This is a genomic window from Micromonospora sp. NBC_00330 (genome assembly GCF_036136635.1).
GTDB classification, from domain to species: domain Bacteria; phylum Actinomycetota; class Actinomycetes; order Mycobacteriales; family Micromonosporaceae; genus Micromonospora; species Micromonospora salmantinae.
Genome location: NZ_CP108012.1, coordinates 5,614,694 through 5,634,265, shown reverse-complemented (window position 1 = coordinate 5,634,265; position 19,572 = coordinate 5,614,694). Strand labels below are relative to the sequence as shown.

At 71.5% G+C, this 19,572-nt stretch carries 15 protein-coding genes; 9 read left to right on the top strand and 6 right to left on the bottom strand.

The window, feature by feature from the left end; genetic code table 11:
• Window positions 1-21: 21 nt before the first annotated feature.
• Together OG598_RS25560 and OG598_RS25555 are read left to right on the top strand one after the other, a co-directional pair.
• A complete protein-coding gene (locus OG598_RS25560) occupies window positions 22-1,347 on the top strand; it encodes a sensor histidine kinase (protein WP_328655433.1) in 1,326 nt (441 codons plus the stop codon).
• Between the two features lie 13 nt (window positions 1,348-1,360).
• Window positions 1,361-2,890, top strand: coding sequence for a SpoIIE family protein phosphatase (locus tag OG598_RS25555; protein ID WP_328651413.1), 1,530 nt, complete (start codon window positions 1,361-1,363; stop codon window positions 2,888-2,890).
• Window positions 2,891-2,929: 39 nt separating this feature from the next.
• Here OG598_RS25555 and OG598_RS25550 read toward each other — a convergent pair whose 3' ends face one another.
• Window positions 2,930-3,757, bottom strand: a complete 828-nt coding sequence (locus OG598_RS25550) for an AraC family transcriptional regulator (RefSeq protein ID WP_328651412.1) — start codon at window positions 3,755-3,757, stop codon at window positions 2,930-2,932.
• A gap of 31 nt (window positions 3,758-3,788) precedes the next feature.
• Here OG598_RS25550 and OG598_RS25545 point away from each other — a divergent pair, with 31 nt between their 5' ends.
• The 4 genes from OG598_RS25545 to OG598_RS25530 all read left to right on the top strand — a co-directional run bounded on the left by OG598_RS25545 (window position 3,789) and on the right by OG598_RS25530 (window position 7,353).
• Window positions 3,789-4,391: a TIGR03086 family metal-binding protein gene (locus tag OG598_RS25545; protein WP_328651411.1), complete on the top strand. Its 603-nt coding sequence runs from the start codon at window positions 3,789-3,791 to the stop codon at window positions 4,389-4,391.
• Window positions 4,392-4,589: 198 nt separating this feature from the next.
• Entirely contained in the window at window positions 4,590-5,126 is a 537-nt protein-coding gene (locus OG598_RS25540) for a PadR family transcriptional regulator (protein ID WP_328651410.1), read from the top strand.
• Window positions 5,123-5,824 carry an ABC transporter ATP-binding protein gene (locus OG598_RS25535; protein ID WP_328651409.1) on the top strand — a complete coding sequence of 234 codons (702 nt, stop codon included), beginning with the start codon at window positions 5,123-5,125 and terminating at the stop codon, window positions 5,822-5,824. The genes OG598_RS25540 and OG598_RS25535 overlap by 4 nt, the downstream gene beginning before the upstream one ends.
• Complete coding sequence (locus OG598_RS25530; RefSeq protein WP_328651408.1) at window positions 5,821-7,353, top strand: FtsX-like permease family protein; 1,533 nt, start codon at window positions 5,821-5,823, stop codon at window positions 7,351-7,353. The genes OG598_RS25535 and OG598_RS25530 overlap by 4 nt, the downstream gene beginning before the upstream one ends.
• A 42-nt stretch (window positions 7,354-7,395) precedes the next feature.
• On the opposite strand, the gene OG598_RS25525 is transcribed toward OG598_RS25530, so the two are convergent.
• Window positions 7,396-7,581, bottom strand: coding sequence for a hypothetical protein (locus OG598_RS25525; protein ID WP_328651407.1), 186 nt, complete (start codon window positions 7,579-7,581; stop codon window positions 7,396-7,398).
• Between the two features lie 159 nt (window positions 7,582-7,740).
• Window positions 7,741-9,837, bottom strand: coding sequence for a S9 family peptidase (locus OG598_RS25520; RefSeq protein WP_328651406.1), 2,097 nt, complete (start codon window positions 9,835-9,837; stop codon window positions 7,741-7,743).
• 96 nt (window positions 9,838-9,933) lie between these two features.
• On the opposite strand from OG598_RS25520, the gene OG598_RS25515 reads away from it, so the two are divergent.
• Window positions 9,934-11,292 (top strand): FAD-binding oxidoreductase, encoded by a 1,359-nt coding sequence (locus OG598_RS25515; RefSeq protein ID WP_328651405.1) that lies wholly within the window; start codon window positions 9,934-9,936, stop codon window positions 11,290-11,292.
• 52 nt (window positions 11,293-11,344) lie between these two features.
• Here the strand turns inward: OG598_RS25515 and OG598_RS25510 are convergent, their stop codons facing one another.
• Together OG598_RS25510 and OG598_RS25505 are read right to left on the bottom strand one after the other, a co-directional pair.
• The gene (locus OG598_RS25510) at window positions 11,345-11,752 is read right to left on the bottom strand and encodes a hypothetical protein (protein WP_328651404.1); all 408 of its coding nucleotides are present in this window, start codon (window positions 11,750-11,752) and stop codon (window positions 11,345-11,347) included.
• A gap of 48 nt (window positions 11,753-11,800) precedes the next feature.
• Window positions 11,801-13,873 carry a SpoIIE family protein phosphatase gene (locus OG598_RS25505; protein WP_442931374.1) on the bottom strand — a complete coding sequence of 691 codons (2,073 nt, stop codon included), beginning with the start codon at window positions 13,871-13,873 and terminating at the stop codon, window positions 11,801-11,803.
• Between the two features lie 293 nt (window positions 13,874-14,166).
• Here OG598_RS25505 and OG598_RS25500 point away from each other — a divergent pair, with 293 nt between their 5' ends.
• Together OG598_RS25500 and OG598_RS25495 are read left to right on the top strand one after the other, a co-directional pair.
• Complete coding sequence (locus OG598_RS25500; RefSeq protein ID WP_442931373.1) at window positions 14,167-18,537, top strand: HAMP domain-containing protein; 4,371 nt, start codon at window positions 14,167-14,169, stop codon at window positions 18,535-18,537.
• Entirely contained in the window at window positions 18,534-19,088 is a 555-nt protein-coding gene (locus tag OG598_RS25495) for a response regulator (protein ID WP_091395745.1), read from the top strand. The genes OG598_RS25500 and OG598_RS25495 overlap by 4 nt, the downstream gene beginning before the upstream one ends.
• A 14-nt stretch (window positions 19,089-19,102) precedes the next feature.
• On the opposite strand, the gene OG598_RS25490 is transcribed toward OG598_RS25495, so the two are convergent.
• Window positions 19,103-19,438: an STAS domain-containing protein gene (locus tag OG598_RS25490; protein WP_088951070.1), complete on the bottom strand. Its 336-nt coding sequence runs from the start codon at window positions 19,436-19,438 to the stop codon at window positions 19,103-19,105.
• Window positions 19,439-19,572: the final 134 nt, after the last annotated feature.

The window sequence follows — 19,572 nt, the reverse complement described above, 5'->3', positions numbered from 1 at the left end:
GCAGCGCTGCCGCTGCTTCAGATGGCGCTGCGGGTCGAGCAGGACATCTTCGTGATTCGTCAGCGGGGGCGCGAGGTGGCCGCTGTGGTCGGCCTCGAACACCAGGACCAGGTGCGGATCGCCACCGCGCTCAGTGAGGTCGCCCGGGATCTGCTGCGGACGACCGGCGGTGCGGACGTCTCCTTCTACGTCGACGCGGGTGCCGACGGCCGGTTCCACCTGCGCGCCGACCTGGCCCCGGTGTCCCCGCTGTCGGACGATCGCTACCAACCGCAGTCCGGCGCGGTGTCCCGACTGGTCGACACACTGAGCGTGTCGACCGTCCAGGGGGTTACGGTCGTACGGATGTCCCGACGAGTCCCGGCCAACGCGCCGACGCCAACCCCGGAGCGGCTGGCCGAGTTCCGTACCGAACTCGGCCGCACCGCGCCGGGCAGTGCGCTGGACGAGTTGACAGTGCAGAACGGGCAGCTCATCGCCGCACTGGACGAGGTGCGCAGTCAGCGCGACGAGCTGGCAGTGCTGAACGAGGAGCTGGCCGAGACCAACCGCGGCGTGCTGGCGCTCTACAACCAGCTCACCGAGGAGTTGGAGGAGACCAACCGGGGCGTCGTCGCCCTCTACGCCGAGCTGGACGAGAAGTCGGCCCAGCTCCGTGCGGCCAGTGAGTCGAAGAGCCGGTTCCTGGCCAACGTGAGCCACGAGCTGCGCGCCCCGGTCACCGCGATCATCGGTCTGGGTCGGCTGCTCACCGACTCCGCCTCCGACCCGCTCACCGACGAGCAGGGCCGCCAGATCGATCTGATCCGCTCGTCGGCGGCGGACCTGCTCAATCTGGTCAACGAACTCCTCGACCTGGCCAAGGCGGAGTCCGGTCGGATCGAGCCGGACCTGACCGAGGTCGACCTGCGGCCGGTCTTCGGTCAACTACGCGGCACCCTGCGCGCGCTGGCCACCCGACCGGGCGTGGAGCTGGTCGTGGAGGAGCCGGCCGCGCCGGCCCTGCTGCGCACCGACGAGGTGCTGCTCGGCCAGGTGCTGCGCAACCTGTTGCACAACGGGTTGAAGTTCACCGAGCGCGGCAAGGTGCGCCTGCGGGCCAGCCAACGCGGCGACAGTTGGCAGTTCGAGGTCAGCGACACCGGGCCGGGCATCGCTCCGGAGCTGCACGACCGGATCTTCGAGGAGTTCTACCAGATCCCCGGAGCCACCCGGGTCGGTGGCACCGGCCTCGGTCTGCCGTACGCCCGGCGGTTGGTGACGCTGCTCGGCGGGACGCTGGAGCTGACCAGCGCGGCCGGTGAGGGCAGCACATTTACCGTCTCCCTGCCCACTGGCGGGGCGTGACGGCGTGGACGGCATGCCGACAACCATCCTGGTGGTCGACGACAGTCGTACCAAGCGTTACCTGCTGGTCAGCTGGCTGACCCGGGCCGGCTTCACAGTGCTGGAGGCCGAGAACGGCGCCGAGGCGTTGGCCCGGGTCGAGGTGGACCGGATCGACCTGGTGGTCCTCGACGTCCGGCTGCCAGACCTGAGCGGCTACGAGGTCTGTGAACAGATCAAGGCGCGGCACCCGGCGATGCCGGTGATCCACGTGTCGGCGCACGCGGTGGACGTGGCCGACCGGGCCCAGGGGCTGACCCGGGGCGCGGACGCGTACCTGACCGAGCCGATCGAACCCGAGGAGTTGATCGCCACCACCCGGGCGGTGCTGCGCTACTACCAGGCCCGGCAGCGCGCCGAACTGCTCGCCGAGCGGCTGCTCGGGTTGGCCGACACGACAGTCGCGGTGCATGCGGCACCGACCTTCGCGCGCCTGCTGGAGGCCGCCGCCGAGGGCGCCGCCCAGATCTTCAAGAGCCCGGCCGCGGTGATCGCGGAAACCTTCGACGGCGACTGCCTCGCGGGTGTCTGCGCCGGTCCTGGCGCGGTGGCCGCCGTGGTGCCGTGGGTCGTCGACGACACCGGTGTGCCCACCGGTGCCACGGTGCGGGTGGAGGCCCCGGGGAACTGGGCGCTCGTCGACTGGCCGGCGGACGACACGGTGACGGTCGCCGCCGCCCGACTGCGCGAGGACCGGGCCCCGCTGTACGTGGTGGTCCCGACCGCCACCCAGACCGCGCGGACCCCGGTGCTCAAGCAGTTGGCTCAGGCGGTGGCGGCGGCCGTGGAGGGGCAGCGCTCGTTCGACGAGGAGCACCGGATCGCTGTCACCCTCCAACGCAGCCTGCTCCCGCGTGGGCTGCCCACGGTGGCCGGGCTGGACCTCGCGGTGCGCTACGAGCCGGCCAGCGCGCAGACCGAGGTGGGCGGCGACTTCTACGAGCTGGTGATGCTCGACGGTCACCTGCTGCTCGCGATCGGGGACGTCGCCGGCCACTCACTGCACGCGGCGACAGTGATGGCCGAGCTGCGGCACGCGGTGCGGGCGTACGCGGTCGAGGGCCATCAGCCCGGCGAGATCCTGCACCGGGTCAACGAGCTGATGCGGACACTGCTGCCGAACGAGCTGGCGACGCTCTGTGTACTGCTGATGCACCCGCCGACCGGACGGGTCCGGCTGGCCAGTGCCGGGCACCTTCCGCCGCTGATGATCATGGACGGCAAGGTCGAGTTCGTGCAGCACTCCGCGCCGCTGCTCGGCGTCCGCGCCCCGCGCCCGGCCGACCTGGAGTTCGTGGTGCCGGCCGGGGCCACGCTGGTCTTCTACACCGACGGGCTGATCGAGCGACGGGACGCCACCATCGACGAGGGGCTGGCCGCACTGGCTGCGGTCGCCGCGACCGTCGACGGTGACCTGGACCAGTTCTGCGCCCGACTGCTTGTGGAACTGGCCCCACCGGAGATCCAGGACGACGTCGCAGTGGTCGTCCTGCGGCGTCGCTGATCTGTCAGCTGTGTCGGCTCTGTCTGTTCCTCGGCTTTCTCACCGCACCGAGCGGGCGTACGCGGCGGGGGACACCCCGGCCACGGCGGTGAAGTCGCGGACCAGGTGGGCCTGGTCGCTGTAGCCGAGGTCGGCGGCGAGGTCGGCCCAGCTCAGCGGGCCACCGGCGGCCTGCTCGACCGCCTCCTGGAGGCGGTAGCGGCGGATCACCCACTTCGGCCCGACCCCCACGTACTCCATGAAGAGCCGCTGCAACCGGCGGACCGGAACGTCGTGGCGCGCGGCGAAGTCGTCGACGCGCAGCACCGTCCGGTCGACACGGATCGCCTCGGCCAGTCGGACGGCCTCCTCGGCCAGCGGGTCCGGCTCCGGCTGCCAGGCGGTGAGGAGGGCGTCCAACGCCCGGCAGCGCTCGTCGTCGCCGGCCGCCGAGGTGGGCGCTCCCGGGAACGTGCCAGCGCCCACCGGGACGTCCGGGTGGGTCAGCCGGCCGGCTGGCAGCGGCACCCTGCGACCGGTCAACTCACTGACCGCGCGCCGCCAGAACGGGTGGAAGCCGCCGGGGCGGAACTGCACCCCGCACACCCGGCCGGCGCCGTTGAGCGTGATCCGGAACAGGTCGCGGCCCACCCCGGCCACCTCGCCGGACTCGGGCCCGTCGTCGTCCCGCCGGAACACCACGTTCACCGCCGGGTGCGGCACGACCCGCTGCTCGAACGGCGCGCTCAACGCCCAGTCGATCAACCAGTAGTGCTCGACCCACTGGCGCAGCGACTCCGCCGGCAGGTGTCTGCGGAAGCGCATCTCGCGCAGCAGGCGACCGGGGTCGAGAATCCCCCGGCTGTCACCACGCGGTCGCTGTCGCATTTGTTCAAGACCACCCTCATACGCTGGCCCTATGTCCACTCAGACTAGCGAGCTGCTGGCGGCCGCCGCGCCGCGAACCGTCGATGTCGTACGGGGGATCTCCGACGACCAGCTGGACCTGCCCACCCCGTGCAGCGACTACCTGGTCCGTGATCTGCTCAACCACCTCTTCCAGGTGGTGATCAACTTTCAGGACCTGGCCGAGAAGCGACAGGTGGAGTGGGCCGAGAAGCCCGACCACCTGGGCGACGGCTGGCGGGACCGCTTCGAGGTGGAGACCGGCCGGTTGATCGCCGCCTGGTCGGACCCGTCCAGCGTGGAGGGCATGTCACCGCGTATGCCCATGCCGCAGACCGCCATCGGCGGCATGGCCCTGCTGGATCTGACGGTGCACGGCTGGGATCTCGCGGTCGCCACCGGCCAGCCGTACCACCCGGCCCCGGAGGTGGTGGCCCATCTGCACGAGCTGGTGGAGCAGCTGGGCCCCACCGCCCGCAAGATGGGCGTCTTCGCCGACCCACTACCCACCCCAACCCCCGACCGCACCCCCGACCGGGCCCCCGACCCCACCCCCGACCTGGCCCACCTCCTGACCCAAACCGGCCGCACCCCCACCTGGCCCCAAACCCCCTAACCCCCACCCCGGCCCTCACCCCTGCCCCCACCCCGACCCGCCCACCCCACCTCGGTGATCAAGGGGTTTGCGTCAGATTCGGACGCGTTGGTGACGCAAACCCCTTGATCAACCAGGTGGGTCGGGGCGGAGACCGGGTGGGGGTGGGGTGGGGTGGGGTTGTTGACTTGGGTATTCGCTGGGTGAATAGTGGGCGGGGTGTCCACGCCGCATGTTCTGCTCGGGTTGCTCGCTGGGGGCAGCCGGCACGGGTATGAGCTGAAGCGCGCGCACGACGAGCGGCTGCCGCGGGCTCGGCCGCTGGCCTTCGGGCAGGTCTACGCCACTCTCGGCCGCCTCGAACGCGACGGGCTGGTGGCTCCCGCCGGCCAGGACCGGGCGGGCGGGCCGGACCGCACCGCGTACGCGCTGACCGACCAGGGGCGCGACACGCTGGACCAGTGGATGTCCACAGTCGAGCCGCCCATGCCGTACGTGGCCAGCACGCTGTTCGCCAAGGTCGTGGTGGCGCTGCTGGTCGCCGATGTCGACCGGGCCCGGTCGTACCTGATCGCCCAGCGGGCCGCGCACACCGCACGGCTGCGTGAGTTGACCGCGGTCAAGGCCGATCCGGCCGCCACCCTCAGCGACGTGGTCGCTGCCGATTTCGCGATCGCCCACCTCGACGCGGACCTGCGGTGGCTGCACGCCACCATGGGCCGGGTCGCCGACTGGCACCGGGAGGTGCATCCGTGACGCAACTCCAGGCTCGCGGCGTGGTTCGGGCGTACGGCCCGACGCCCGCGCTGCGCGGCGTGACGCTCGACGTAGCCGAGGGCGAGATCGTGGCCGTCACCGGGCCGAGTGGCTGCGGCAAGTCGACACTGCTGCACTGCCTGGCCGGGATCCTCCGGCCGGACGCCGGCGAGGTCACCTGGCGTGGGCACCGCATCGACACCTGGTCGGAGGCGGCCCGGTCCCGGCTGCGCCGCACCGAGTTCGGGGTGCTGTTCCAGTTCGGTCAGCTGGTGGCCGAGCTGACCGCCGCCGAGAACGTCGCACTACCTCTGCTCCTCGCCGGCACGGGGCGGCGAGAGGCACGGACGGCGGCGCTCACCTGGCTGGAAAGGTTCGGGGTGGCCGAGGTGGCCGACGTGCGGCCGGGTGAGATGTCCGGGGGTCAGCAGCAGCGCTGCGCCACGGCGCGGGCGCTGGTGACCGAGCCTCGGATGCTCTTCGCCGACGAGCCGACCGGCGCACTGGACACGCTCACCGGCGAGCAGGTCCTCACCCAGCTGGTCCGGCTCGCCCGCGAGCAGCGCACCGCCGTCGTGCTTGTCACCCACGAGCCGCGGATCGCCGCGTACGGGGATCGGGAAATCGTGCTGCGTGACGGCCTGGTGGACCACACCGGCCTGGGGCTCGACGTGCCGCTGGCCGGCGGTGCCCGGTGAGACCGGCGACGCTGCTCCGCCTCGCGCTCGCCGGCACCCGCACCGACACCGCCCGGGTGGTGCTCACCGCGCTCAGCGCCCTGCTGGCGACAGTGGCCGGGCTCGCGGCGCTCACCGTGTTGGCCATCCCGACCCCTGCGGCGACGGACGAGAACCAGAACAGGTGGTCGGAGCAGTATGACAACGCTCTGCTGGCGCAGCCCGGGTTGCGTGGCGGCACGGCGTTCGCGCTGCTGATGCTGATGATTCCGGTGCTGGCGCTGGCCGGTCAGTGCGCCCGGCTCGGCGCACCGGCACGGGACCGCCGGTTGGCCGCGCTCCGGTTGGCCGGCGCCACTCCCGGTCAGGTCACCCGGCTGGTGGTGCTGGAGACCGGCGTGGCCGCTCTGCTCGGCACGCTCGTCGGGCTGGGTGTCTATCTGGTCGGCCGCGATCTGCTGCACCGCCCGGACGCGCAGGGTCGACTGGCCCTGCCCACCGACGTGCTGCCGTCGACCGGCGCGCTGGCCGGCATGGTGCTCGGTCTGCCGGTCGTGGCGGCGCTGGCCACCGCCCTGATGGTGCGTACGGTCACCACCAGCCCGCTCGGGGTGAGCCGCAAGGCCGTCCGCGAGCGTGGTCCGGGTCCGTGGGCGGGGCTCCTGATCGGGTTCGGCGTGGCCGCGTTCGCCCTGATCCGCCCGGTGGTCTTCCGGTTCGACGACAACGGGGGGCTGGCCTGGCTGGTGCCGTTGTTGTTCGCGGTGGGCGCGCTCGCGGCGATGATCGGGGTGGTGATCGGCACCGGCTGGCTGTCGTACCACTGCGGGCGTTTGTTGCGTCGGCACGCCCGCGGTCCGGCTGCGCTGCTCGCGGCGGGGCGGCTGATGGCCGACCCGTGGGCGGGGAGCCGCACCTTCGCGGCGCTGCTCGCCGCCCTGATCTTCGGCGGGGGCGCGGCCGCCCAGCGGGCCTACTTCGGGACCAAGGACCAGCTTGAGCAGGAGCAGAACCGGTTCGCCGGGTTGGACGGCGGCACCAACCCGTTCTATCTGACCACGATGGATTACGTCGATGGCGCTATCGCCGTGGCCATCCTGATCGCGACGGGCGGGTTGATCGTCGCGCTGGTCGAGGGGATCGTCGCCCGTCGACGCGCGTACGCCGCGTTGGTCGCCACCGGGGTGCCCCGCGCCACGCTGAGCCGTTCGGTGGCCTGGCAGGCGTTGGCGCCGGCCGTACCGGCGATCCTGCTCGCGCTCAGCGTGGGCACGCTGCTCGGCCGAGGGCTTGCCGCGGGGGAGGTGTCGGCGGGCGGTGGCTCGGCGACGATCTGCGAGGCCACGGCGGCGCTCTGTGAGGACCCTGCCACCAGCGCACAGTACAACCGGATCGTGCACATTCCCGAGGTGCAGCAGGCCGTTCCCGTACCTCTGGAGCACCTGGCGTGGCTCGGTGCCGGCGCGTTGGCAGCGGTGCTGGTGACGGTCGGTGTCGGCCTGCTCTTCCTACGCGCCAGCACCGCCCTGGACGAGTTGCGGACGACCTGAACCGGACTGGCCCCACCGGCCGGCCTGATCCGCGCGGTCGGGTCAGGCGGCGAGCAGGCCGGAGGAGAGTGCGATCAGGGCGCCGACCACAGCCGAACAACAGCAGACCAGGAGGCCGGCGACCACCGCGAGGATCAGCCAGACCCGGCGGTCCCGCGCCACCGCCGCCACGCTCGGTCGGCGGACGTCCTCGGCGGCTCCGCCGTCACTATCCGTAGCCCCGGTCACCCCGGAAGTCTAGGCCGCGACGTCCGTTACGACTCGGAAAGGCCAGGCCGGGCATACGCGCCCCGGCCATGATCGCGCCCGATCACGGAAGTAGTGGTCTCCCCGAGTCGCCGAGGGAACTACTCCCACCACCGAGCGCGATCATGTCGACCCGCCGGGTCAGGCCCGGCCGATGCGGTCCAGGATCCAGGCGTTGATGAACGCCTCCTCGCGCCAGGAGTCGTAGCGACCGCTCGGGCCACCGTGCCCGGCACCCATCTCGGTCTTCAGCAGGTAGTCGCCGCTCGGGGCCACCGCCCGCAGCCGGGCGATCCACTTCGCCGGCTCCGAGTAGAGCACCCGGGTGTCGTTGAGGCTGGTCACCGCGAGGATCGCCGGATAGTCCACGGCGGCCACGTTCTCGTACGGCGTGTAGGACTTCATGTACGCGTACACCTCGGGGTCGTCGAGGGGGTTGCCCCACTCCTCCCACTCGGTGACGGTCAGTGGCAGCGACGGGTCGAGGATCGACGTGAGCGCGTCCACGAACGGCACCTGCGCCACGATCCCGGTGAACGCGTCCGGCGCGAGGTTGGCCACCGCGCCCATCAGCAGGCCACCGGCCGAGGCGCCCCGGGCGACCAGCCGGTCGCTGGCCGTCCAGCCGGCCTTGACGAGGTGCCGGGCGCACGCCACGAAGTCGGTGAAGGTGTTCTTCTTGGCCAGCAGCTTGCCCTGGTCGTACCACCGTCGGCCCAGCTCACCGCCGCCCCGGATGTGCGCCACAGCGAAGACGACACCCCGGTCCAGCAGGGACAGTCGGGCCACCGAGAACCACGGGTCCATGCTGGCCTCGTACGAGCCGTAGCCGTACAGCTCGCAGGGCGCCGAGCCGTCCCGGGGGGTGCCGACGCGGCAGACCAGTGAGATCGGCACCCGGGTGCCGTCGTCGGCGAGCGCCCAGTCGCGGTGCTGCTCGTACTCGGCCGGGTCGTACGGTCGCCCGTCCGGCCCGGGCAGCACGGGCTTCTGCTTGAGCAGCACCATCTGCCGGGTGACCAGGTCGTAGTCGTACACCGAGTCGGGGGTGATCAGCGAGGAGTAGCGCAGCCGGACCTGGCCGGTGCGGTACTCCGGGTTGGCGTCCAACCCGACGCTGTACAGCGGCTCGGGGAAGTCGATGTCGTACCCGTCGTCACTGCCCACCGGCAGCACCCGCAGCCCGGTGAGCCCGTCGGTGCGCAGGGACACCACCAGGTGGTTGGCGAAGGCGTCGACGGCCTCCAGCCGGGTGCCGGGGGTGTGCTCGATCAGCGGCACCCAGTCGCCCGGTACGTCCGCCGAGGTGAACGCCAGCGCGAAGTCCTCAGCGCCGTCGTTGTGCAGGATCAGGAAACGGTGGCCGTGGTGCTCCACCGTGTATTCGACGCCCTGTCGGCGGGGGGCGATCACGGCCGGAGCGCCGGTCGGGTTGCCGGCGGGGATCACCAGCACCTCGCTGGTCACCTTGCTGTGCACGTCGATGAGGATGAACTTCTCAGACCGGGTCAGCTCCACCCCCACCCAGAACCGCTCGTCGTCCTCCTGGTGGACCACCACGTCGTCGGCGGCGGCGGAGCCGACGGTGTGCCGCCAGACGCGGTTCGGCCGCCAGGCGTCGTCCACGGTCACGTAGAACAGCACCGAGGCGTCGGCCGACCAGGCGGTGCCGTAGAACGTGTCCGGCACCTCGTCCGGCAGCAGCTCGCCGGTGGTCAGGTCCTTCACCCGCAGCGTGAAGCGCTCGTCACCGGAGAAGTCGGTGGAGTAGGCCAGCCAGCGACCGTCCGGGCTGACGTCGAACGCGCCGAGCGAGAAGAAGTCGTGCCCCTCGGCCAGCAGGTTGCCGTCGAGCAGCACCTCCTCGCCGTCGAGCGGGGCGCCGTCCGCGCTGACCGGCGGGTCGGTCTCACCGTCGCGGACCGCGCGGCGACACTGCACCCCGTACTGCTGTCCCTCGACCGTCCGGGTGTAGTACCAGTGCCCGCCCTTGCGGGTCGGCACGGACAGGTCGGTTTCCTGGGTGCGTCGGCGAGTCTCCTCGAACAGGTCGGCGCGCAGGTCGGCCAGGTGTGCCGTACGCGCGTCGGTGTACTCGTTCTCGGCGGTCAGGTAGGCGATCGTCTCCGGGTCGTCCTTGGCGGCGAGCCAGGCGTACTCGTCGACGACAGTGTCGCCGTGGTGGGTGCGCTCGCTGGGCACCCGCTTCGCCGCGGGCGGGGCAGTCTCGGTGGTCACGGCGGCCACGTTACCGGCCGGCAGCCGCAGCGCGCCGGACCAGCGGCATCCCGATACTCCCCACCACGCCTTTCGAACACATGTACGATGGCCGGCATGGCGGCAGCAGCGAGTTCCCTCGGCCGGTCCGGAGCCCTTGAGATCACCCGGCGGTTGGCGGCGATCTGCGGTCCACCGTTCTCCCGGCTGGCCGGGCCCGCCGACGAGGTGGCGGGGCGACCGGCGCGCTGGGTGGCCGTCCCGGGTGGCCCGCACGCCGCCGCCGAGGTGCTGCGACTGGCCGCCGTGCACGATCTGACGGTGGTGCCCCGAGGCGCGGGCACGAAGATCGACTGGGGCGCCGCCCCCGTTCAGGTCGACATCCTGCTCGACACCGGCCGGCTGGCCGGCATCGGTCACGAGCCGGTCGACTCGCTGGTGACCGACGTGGGGGCCGGCACTCCACTGCGGGCGGTGCAGGCCACCCTGGAGCGCACCGGGCAGCGGCTCGCGATGGACGCACCCTCGCCCGGCGCGACAGTGGGCGGTGTGCTCGCCGCCGGCGAGTCCGGCCCGCTGCGCCACCGCCACGGCAGCCCCTGCGACCAACTGCTCGGTGTGCGTTACCTCGCCGCCGACGGCGAGCTGATCAGCGTCGGCGGTGGCGCGCCCGGGCTCGACCTGGCCCGCCTGCTCTGCGGCTCCCAGGGCGCGCTCGGCGTGCTGGTGTCGGCGAGCCTGCGGGTGCAGCCGGTGCCGGCGAGCAGGCTCTGGGTGTCCCGCCCGGTGTGGACGCCGTTGGAGGTGCACGACCTGGTCCGGACGATCCTCGCCGCTCGGCTGGAGCCGTCGGCCATCGAGCTGGACCTGCCCGGAGGCACCCCCCGCCCACGTACGCCGTACCCGCCCGGTCACCCGGCGGCCACCGCCCGCGAGCGCCATCCGTCGATGTCCGGCCGGGCCGGCGCACCGTCCCGGGCCGGCAGCCTTGTGGTGCTGCTGGAAGGCGGCCCGGCCGACGTCACCGAGCGCGCCGAGCGGCTGGTCGGCCTGCTGCACGGGGAGGCGACGATCGCCCACTCCGCGCCGACGTGGTGGCGCCGCTACCCGTTCGCGCCCGGTGACACGGCGCTGCGCCTGGAGGTGCCGATCGGCGACCTGCACGCCGCCGTCTACGCGCTCCGCGACGCGGCCGGAGCGCCGGTGCCGGTGCGCGGCTCCGCCGGGCTGGGCGTGGTGCACGCGGCACTGCCCGGGGCGCTCGCGGCCGACCGGGTGGCGTCCATCCTGGCCGCCGTCCGAGGCGTGCTGCTGGCCCGGCAGGGCCGCTGCGTGGTGGTCTCCGCTCCGGCGGCGGTCCGCCAGGCGGTCGACCTCTGGGGCGAGCTGGCCGGCTTGGCCCAGTTGCGGGCCGCGAAGCGGCACCTGGATCCGGAGCACCGGCTCGCGCCCGGGCGGCTCCCCGGTGGCCTGTGAGGCAGGTCCGGCCATCTGAGCCGTCGGCCGGGCCGGTGCGGCCCGGCCGAGGTCAGTCCATCCACCACCGGTGCATGTCCAGCAGCGGCGGGGTGAGACGGGCCACCAGCACCAGCAGGCTGCCGACCGCGCCGGCCAGCAGCAGTGACCGGGTTGCCCGGGGCAGGGCAGCGCGTTCCCGGGCGACCACCACCCCCGCGACGATCGCCAACGGCAGCCCGAGCACCGCACCCGTCAGGTAGAGCACCGCCACCACGGGGTGGAGCACCCCGAAGAAGGCCACGTCCTTCGGGTCGTACGCGCCGGTCAGCATCTCGGCCGGGCCGACGCCGGCGCTCGTCATCCGACCGATGTAGAGCAGCAGCACGGCGAGGAACCCGCCGATGGTCGCGAACTGCGCGATGATCAGGGCCCGGACCGCCGGCCGGGAGTACGACGTGACCTGCGCGACGCTCGTCATGGCCGTCAATCTACCGAGCGGACCCGGCGGCCGGGGGCCGCGCTGCGGTCAGGTCGCGTCGTTGCGGAGCACCAGGATGGCGATGTCGTCCCGGGGCGGCTCGACCGAGAAGTTGATCGCTGCGGCGCGCAGCCGGGCGGCCACCACGTCGGCCGAGTATCCGGCCAGGGGCGCTGCGGCGTCCCGCAGTCGGTCGGTGCCGAACAATTCCCGGCCGCGCCGCCGCTCGGTGACGCCATCGGTGTAGAAGATCAGCGAATCGCCCGGCGCGAGCGTGATCTCCGCCGTCGGCGAGGTGATCGTGTCGAGCAGGCCGAGCGCGGTGCCGCCGGTGCCGACGAACTCGGCCCCGCCCGCCGCGGCCAGCAGCACCGGCCGGTCGTGCCCGGCGAGGTGCAGCGAGACGGCCAACTGGTCACCCTTGCCCGGCCCGACCGCTGCCAGCGCCAGCGTGCAGTAGCGACCGCCACCGCGCTCGACAAGCGTCTCGTTGAGCCGCGCCAGCGCCTCCGGTAGCGGTTTGCCGTCGCCGACCAGCACCCGGATCACGTCCCGGACCAGCCCGGTCACCGCGGCGGCCTGGACACCCTTGCCCGAGACGTCACCGATCACCACCAGCCAGCGCCCGTCGGGCAGCGGCACCACGTCGTAGAAGTCGCCGCCCACCTCGGCGTCGTCGCCGGTCGGGACGTACTCGGCGGCGAAACCGATCCCGTCCACCAGTGGCAGCACCGGCGGCAGCAGAGACTGCTGGAGCGTCTGCGCCACCCGACGGCGTTCGGCGTGGATCCGGGCGTTCTCGATGGCCAGCGCGGCCCGCCGGGCCACGTCCTCCAACACGGCCACCTCGTCCGGGTCGTGCCGGTGCCGCTGGTGCCGCCCCACCGCCAGGGTCCCGAGCCGCTGCCCGCGTGCGATCAGCGGAACCGCGAAACCCTCCATCGGCCCGCCCAGGGGGATCTGCGCGGCGCTGCGGGACGCCTCGCGCAGGCGGGCCTGGATCGAGTCCGGCCCGGTCTCGGCCAGCACCTTGTGCAACTGCGGAAGCATCGACTCGTCGGCGTGGCTCGCCGCCGCCAGCCGGAGGCGACCCCATTCGTCGGTGGTGTGCACCGCGCACCACTGGCCGAGTCGCGGCACCACAAGCTGCGGCACCAGCGCCATGGTCAGGTCGACGTCGAGCGACTGGGCCAGCAGTTCGCTCGCCTCGGCGAGGAACGTCAGCCACACCTGCCGGCGGACGTCGGCCCGGCGCAGCCGGTCGTTCTCCAGGTGCAGCGACAGCCGCTCGGCGGTGAGCACGGCCAACGGTTGGGCGTACGCCGACGGCGCGGCGTCCAACTCCAACTCCCCGGCGTACGGGCGGTGCACCGTCAGTGGCACCCGGAGCAGGTCGCTGCCGGGGCGGGGCGGCCGACCGAAGCGGGCCAGCACCTGGCGGCCCTGCCCGTCGCCCCGGTCGAGGCGGATCGTGCCGCCGGCTGCGCCCACCATCTCGGCGACCCGGCTGAGCAGGCTGGTGGCGAAGTCGGGCAACGGGTCGTCCCCGTACAGGTCAGGGGCGGTCTGCATGAGTTCGCTCATCGCGCTGGCGCTCGGCGCGGACCCGTCGGTGCTCGTCCGGGGGCCGGCGTTGGCCGGTGTCGACTCGCCGATGGTCCCGCTGGAGGGCGGGTCGGCGCCGGGGCGGTCCAGCCGGAACCAGACGCCCTTGCCGGTGGGCAGGTACGTGGTGCCCCAGCGGCTGGCGAAGTGGTCGACCAGCAACAGGCCCCGGCCTCGCACGGAGACCTCGTTGATCTCGGTGGAGTCGTTGCGGTCACCGACGGTCAGCTCGTCGCCGGAACCGGGGGCGAAGTCGGAGACGGTGACGGTCAGCCCGATCTCGTCCGCGACGACCTCGATGTCCAGTTCGGTGCGGGCGTGTTCGACGGCATTGGTGGTCAGCTCGGTGGTGAGCAGCAGCGCCTCGTTGGCCAGCTCGTCCAGGTGTGACTCGGTCAACACCGAGCGGACCACGGCGCGGGCGGCGGCCGGCGTACGGCGGTCGGCGGGCAGCCGAACACGCCGGACGGCCCCGTCCCGGGCCCCGGCCATCGCGGGCCCCGCCTCGTCTGGCACCCCCGTATCCTCCACCGTCGCCCTGCCGGGTGCCAAGCCGATCACCGATCGCGGGCCTGTCGCGTCGGTCAGCGGCACCGGTGGCAGCGCACGTGTTGACGTGTCGAAACGACAGGTCCGGGAGCCGGGCGAGGTTTGCGGCACGCCGTGTCGACTCGACGCCGATCGGGCGGGTCGACCGGGCGATCGATGCCATCTGGCGGGTCGCGCACCCTGGCACCACGGCGCGCGCGGGCACAATATGGGGTGCCGGTGTGTCCGCACGGACCGGCGCCCCCCGAGTTGAGCGAGGAATGATGACCACGTCGAAGCAGTCGGTGGCGGATCCGTCCGCGTCCGACCACGAGGCGCTCCTCGGTGAGTTGGCCGAGGCACTGCGACGGATCGGCCGCGGCGACCTGAAGGTCCGGCTTCCCCGCCGGGCCGGCGCGGCCGGTGAGGTGGCGGACGCCTTCAACGAGGTGGTCTCGCTCCAGGAGCGGCAGTACCTGGACCTGCGGCGGATCAGCCGGATCGTCGGTCGCGACGGCCGGCTCACCGAGCGGCTCGACGACGAGGGGCTGGACGGTTCCTGGGCGGAGGGGCAGCGGGCGATCAACTCGCTGATCGACGACCTGGGTCGACCGACCACCGAGATCGCCCGGGTGATCGTGGCGGTCGCCGACGGTGACCTGTCCCAGCACATGGCGTTGGAGATCGACGGTCGGCCGCTGCGCGGTGAGTACCTGCGCATCGGGCGCACGGTGAACACGATGGTGGACCAGCTGTCGTCGTTCTCCAACGAGGTGACGCGGGTGGCCCGTGAGGTGGGCACCGAGGGCAAGTTGGGTGGCCAGGCCGACGTGCGGGGTGTCGCCGGCACCTGGAAGGACCTCACCGACTCGGTGAACACCATGGCGTCGAACCTGACCGGCCAGGTGCGGTCGATCTCGCAGGTGGCGACGGCGGTGGCCAAGGGCGACCTGTCGCAGAAGATCACGGTCGGCGCGCGTGGTGAGGTGGCCGAGCTGGCCGCCACGATGAACTACCTCACCGACACGCTGCGGCTCTTCGCCGAGCAGGTGACCCGGGTGGCCCGTGAGGTGGGCACCGAGGGCAAGTTGGGCGGCCAGGCCGAGGTGCCGAACGTGGCCGGCACCTGGAAGGACCTGACCGACAGCGTCAACTCGATGGCGTCGAACCTGACCGCCCAGGTCCGTAACATCGCGCAGGTCTCCACGGCGGTGGCGCGCGGCGACCTGTCGCAGAAGATCACGGTGGCGGCGCAGGGCGAGATCCTGGAGCTGAAGGACACCGTCAACACGATGGTGGACCAGTTGTCGTCGTTCGCCGACGAGGTGACCCGGGTCGCGCGTGAGGTGGGCATCGAGGGCAAGTTGGGCGGTCAGGCCCAGGTGCGCGGCGTCTCCGGCACCTGGCGGGACCTCACCGAGAACGTCAACCAGTTGGCCGGCAACCTGACCAGCCAGGTCCGCAACATCTCCCAGGTCTCCACAGCAGTGGCGAAGGGCGACCTGTCGCAGAAGATCACGGTGGACGCCCAGGGCGAGATCCTGGAGCTGAAGAACACCGTCAACACCATGGTCGACCAGTTGTCGTCGTTCGCCGACGAGGTGACCCGGGTGGCCCGCGAGGTGGGCACCGAGGGCAACCTGGGCGGTCAGGCGCAGGTGAAGGGCGTTTCCGGCACCTGGCGGGACCTGACCGACAACGTGAACTCGATGGCGTCGAACCTGACCAGCCAGGTCCGCAACATCGCCTCGGTGACCACCGCCGTGGCGAAGGGTGACCTGTCGCAGAAGATCACGGTGGACGCACGGGGCGAGATCCTGGAGCTGAAGTCGACTGTCAACACGATGGTGGACCAGTTGTCGTCGTTCGCCGACGAGGTGACCCGGGTCGCGCGTGAGGTGGGCACCGAGGGCAAGTTGGGCGGCCAGGCGCAGGTGCGCGGGGTCGCCGGCACCTGGCGGGACCTGACCGACAATGTGAACTCGATGGCGTCGAACCTGACCGCCCAGGTCCGCAACATCGCGCAGGTCTCCACTGCGGTGGCGAAGGGTGACCTGTCGCAGAAGATCACCGTGGATGCGCGGGGCGAGATCCTGGAGTTGAAGTCGACTGTCAACACGATGGTGGACCAGTTGTCGTCGTTCGCCGACGAGGTGACCCGGGTGGCCCGTGAGGTGGGCACCGAGGGCAAGCTCGGTGGCCAGGCGCAGGTGAAGGGCGTTTCCGGCACCTGGCGGGACCTGACCGACAACGTGAACTCGATGGCGTCGAACCTGACCAGCCAGGTCCGCAACATCGCCTCGGTGACCACCGCCGTGGCGAAGGGTGACCTGTCGCAGAAGATCACCGTGGATGCCCAGGGCGAGATCCTGGAGCTGAAGTCGACTGTCAACACGATGGTGGACCAGTTGTCGTCGTTCGCCGACGAGGTGACCCGGGTGGCCCGCGAGGTCGGTATCGAGGGCAAGCTCGGCGGTCAGGCGCAGGTGAAGGGCGTCTCTGGCACCTGGCGTGACCTCACCGAGAACGTCAACCAGCTCGCCTCGACGCTGACCACGCAGTTGCGGGCCATCGCCCAGGTGTCCACCTCGGTGACCCGGGGCGACCTGACCCAGCGGATCGCGGTCAAGGCGCAGGGCGAGGTCGCCGAGCTGAAGGACAACATCAACCAGATGATCGTCACCCTCCGGGAGACGACGAAGAAGAACGCCGAGCAGGGCTGGCTGGACTCCAACCTCGCCCGGATCGGCGGCCTGTTGCAGGGCCAGCGCGACCTCGGCGAGGTCTGCCGCATGATCATGACGGAGGTGACTCCGCTGGTCGACGCCCAGCTCGGCGCCTTCTTCCTGGCCGACGACACCGACGGCACCATGCGGCTTCGGCTGACCTCCTCCTACGGGTACGTGGCGCGGGGCCACGACGTCACCTTCGGGCCGGGTGAGGGGCTGGTCGGGCAGACAGCGCTCTCCCGTCGCACGATCCGGGTCAGCGCCTCCCCGAACAGTCGGCTCACCCTGCGGTCCGGCCTGGCCGAGACACCCCCGTCCGACCTGGTGGTGCTCCCCGTGCTGTTCGAGGGCGAGCTGCTCGGGGTGATCGAGTTCGCCAGTGTGTCGGCCTTCTCCGAGCTGCACCTGTCGTTCCTGGAGCGGTTGGTGCTCACCATCGGCATCGCTGTCAACACCATCCAGGCCAACCGGCGTACGGAGGAGCTGCTGGCCCAGTCGCAGCGGCTGGCGCACGAGATGCAGGAGCAGTCGGCGGAGTTGCAGCGCACCAACGCCGAGCTGGAGGAGAAGGCCACTCTGCTGTCCGAGCAGAAGGGCAACATCGAGACGAAGAACCGGGAGATCGAGCTGGCGCGGCTGGGCCTGGAGGAGAAGGCGCAGCAGCTGACCCGGGCGTCGGCGTACAAGTCGGAGTTCCTGGCCAACATGAGCCACGAGCTGCGGACCCCGTTGAACTCGTTGCTGCTGCTGGCCCGTCTGCTGGCCGAGAACTCGGAGCAGAACCTCAGCCCGAAGCAGATCGAGTTCGCCCGGACCATCCACGGGTCCGGCTCGGACCTGCTGCGGCTGATCGACGACATCCTCGACCTGTCCAAGATCGAGGCGGGCCGGATGGACGTCGAGCCGACCGAGATCCGCTTCACCGAGCTGCGCGGCTACGTCGAGCAGGCGTTCGCGCCGCAGGCCGAGGAGAAGAACCTGGACTTCCAGGTACGGGTGAGCAAGGATCTGCCGCCGGCGTTGGTGACCGACGCGCAGCGGTTGCAGCAGATCCTGCGCAACCTGCTCTCCAACGCTGTGAAGTTCACCGACAACGGCGCGGTGACGCTGCGGATCGCCCCGGCCGCGGAGAACGCCGTCTTCGACGTGCCGGCGCTGACCAACGCCCAGCAGGTGATCGCGTTCACCGTGATCGACACCGGGATCGGCATCTCCGACGACAAGCTGTCGATCATCTTCGAGGCGTTCCAGCAGGCCGACGGCACTACCAGTCGCCGGTACGGCGGCACCGGCCTGGGCCTGTCGATCAGCCGCGATCTGGCCCGACTGATCGGCGGCACCATCACCGTGTCGTCCGCGCCCGGTCAGGGCTCGACCTTCACCCTGTTCGTGCCGCAGGTGCTGGCCCCGGACGCGGTGGTGGCGCCGCAGACTCCGTCGCCGCAGCGCGCCGGTCTGCCGTCGTCGCTGCTGATGCCGCCGCTGGAACTGCTGCCGGAACGGCCGGAGGCACCGGCCACCCGTCAACTGGACGGCGCCACGGTGCTGATCGTGGACGACGACGTCCGCAACGTCTTCGCCTTGACCAGCGCGTTGGAGCTGCACGGGATGACCGTGCTGTACTCGGACAACGGGGCGGACGGTGTCCGTCTGCTGGCCGAGCATCCGGAGGTGGACATCGTGCTGATGGACGCCATGATGCCCGACCAGGACGGTTACGAGACCACCCGCCAGATTCGCCGCAACCACCGGTTCGCCGACCTGCCGGTGGTCTTCCTGACCGCGAAGGCGATGCCGGGTGACCGGGAGTCGGCGCTCGCTGCCGGGGGCAGCGACTACATCACCAAGCCGGTCGACCTGGACGACCTGATCGAACTGATGTCGTCCTGGATCAACGGCAGCCGGACCGAGGAGACTTCGTGACCCAGATGGCCAAAGCGCTGCTCGTGGACGACCGGCGGCAGAACCTGACGGCCCTGGAGGCGATCCTTCAGGGCCTGCCGGTCCAGTCCGTGGCGGTGGAGAGCGGCGAGGCGGCGCTCAAGCAGCTGCTGGTGGACGACTTCGCGGTGATCCTGTTGGACGCGCAGATGCCGGACATGGACGGCTTCGAGACGGCGAGCCACATCAAGCGCCGCGAGCGGACCCGGCACGTGCCGATCATCTTCCTCACCGCCGCCGACCGGGACGCCCAACTCGCCCTTCGGGGTTACCAGGTGGGGGCTGTGGACTACCTCACCAAGCCGTTCGACCCGTGGGTGCTCCGGGCCAAGGTGTCGGTCTTCGTGGAGCTGTGGGTGAAGACCCGGCAGCTCGCCACCCAGTCGGATCTGGTCCGGGAGCGCGACACGCAGTGGCGGCGGCTCACCGACGCTGTCGACGAGGCGACCGCGCAGCTCCGCTCGGACGACCCGGAGGTCCGCGACCGGGCGGTACGGCTGCTCGAACAGGCCCGTTGGGGCAACACCGCCTGACGCGGCGGGGCGGCTCAGCCGGTGGGCTGGTCGTTGCGGATCATCAGGGCGCTGCGCAGGCCGGTGATGTCCAGCACGCGGATCAGGAAGTCGCCCACGTGCGTCAGCATCAGCAGGCTCTGCGCGTGGCTGGCCTTGCGGCTGAGCACGACCAGGGTGCCCAGGCCCTGCGAGTCGCAGAAGGTGACGCCGCCGAGGTCGAGCACGATCTTCGGCGGCGGGTCGGCCAGCACCTCGTTGACGACGGTGGAGAGCTGGGCCGCCGTGAGCATGTCGATCTCACCGGCCAGGCGCAAGACTGCTTCGTCGCCCGTCCGGTGTAGCGTGATGGACAGTTCGGCACGATCCACCCGGTCAGCCTAGCGCGATCCGACCGACCTGGCCTGTCGAGGCCGCGAGCCGTTGCCGTCCAGGCCACGAGGCCCCCCATGTCGGCGCTGCTGACCGGCGCGGGTCACAGGTGAGCCGGGTAACCCCACCACGG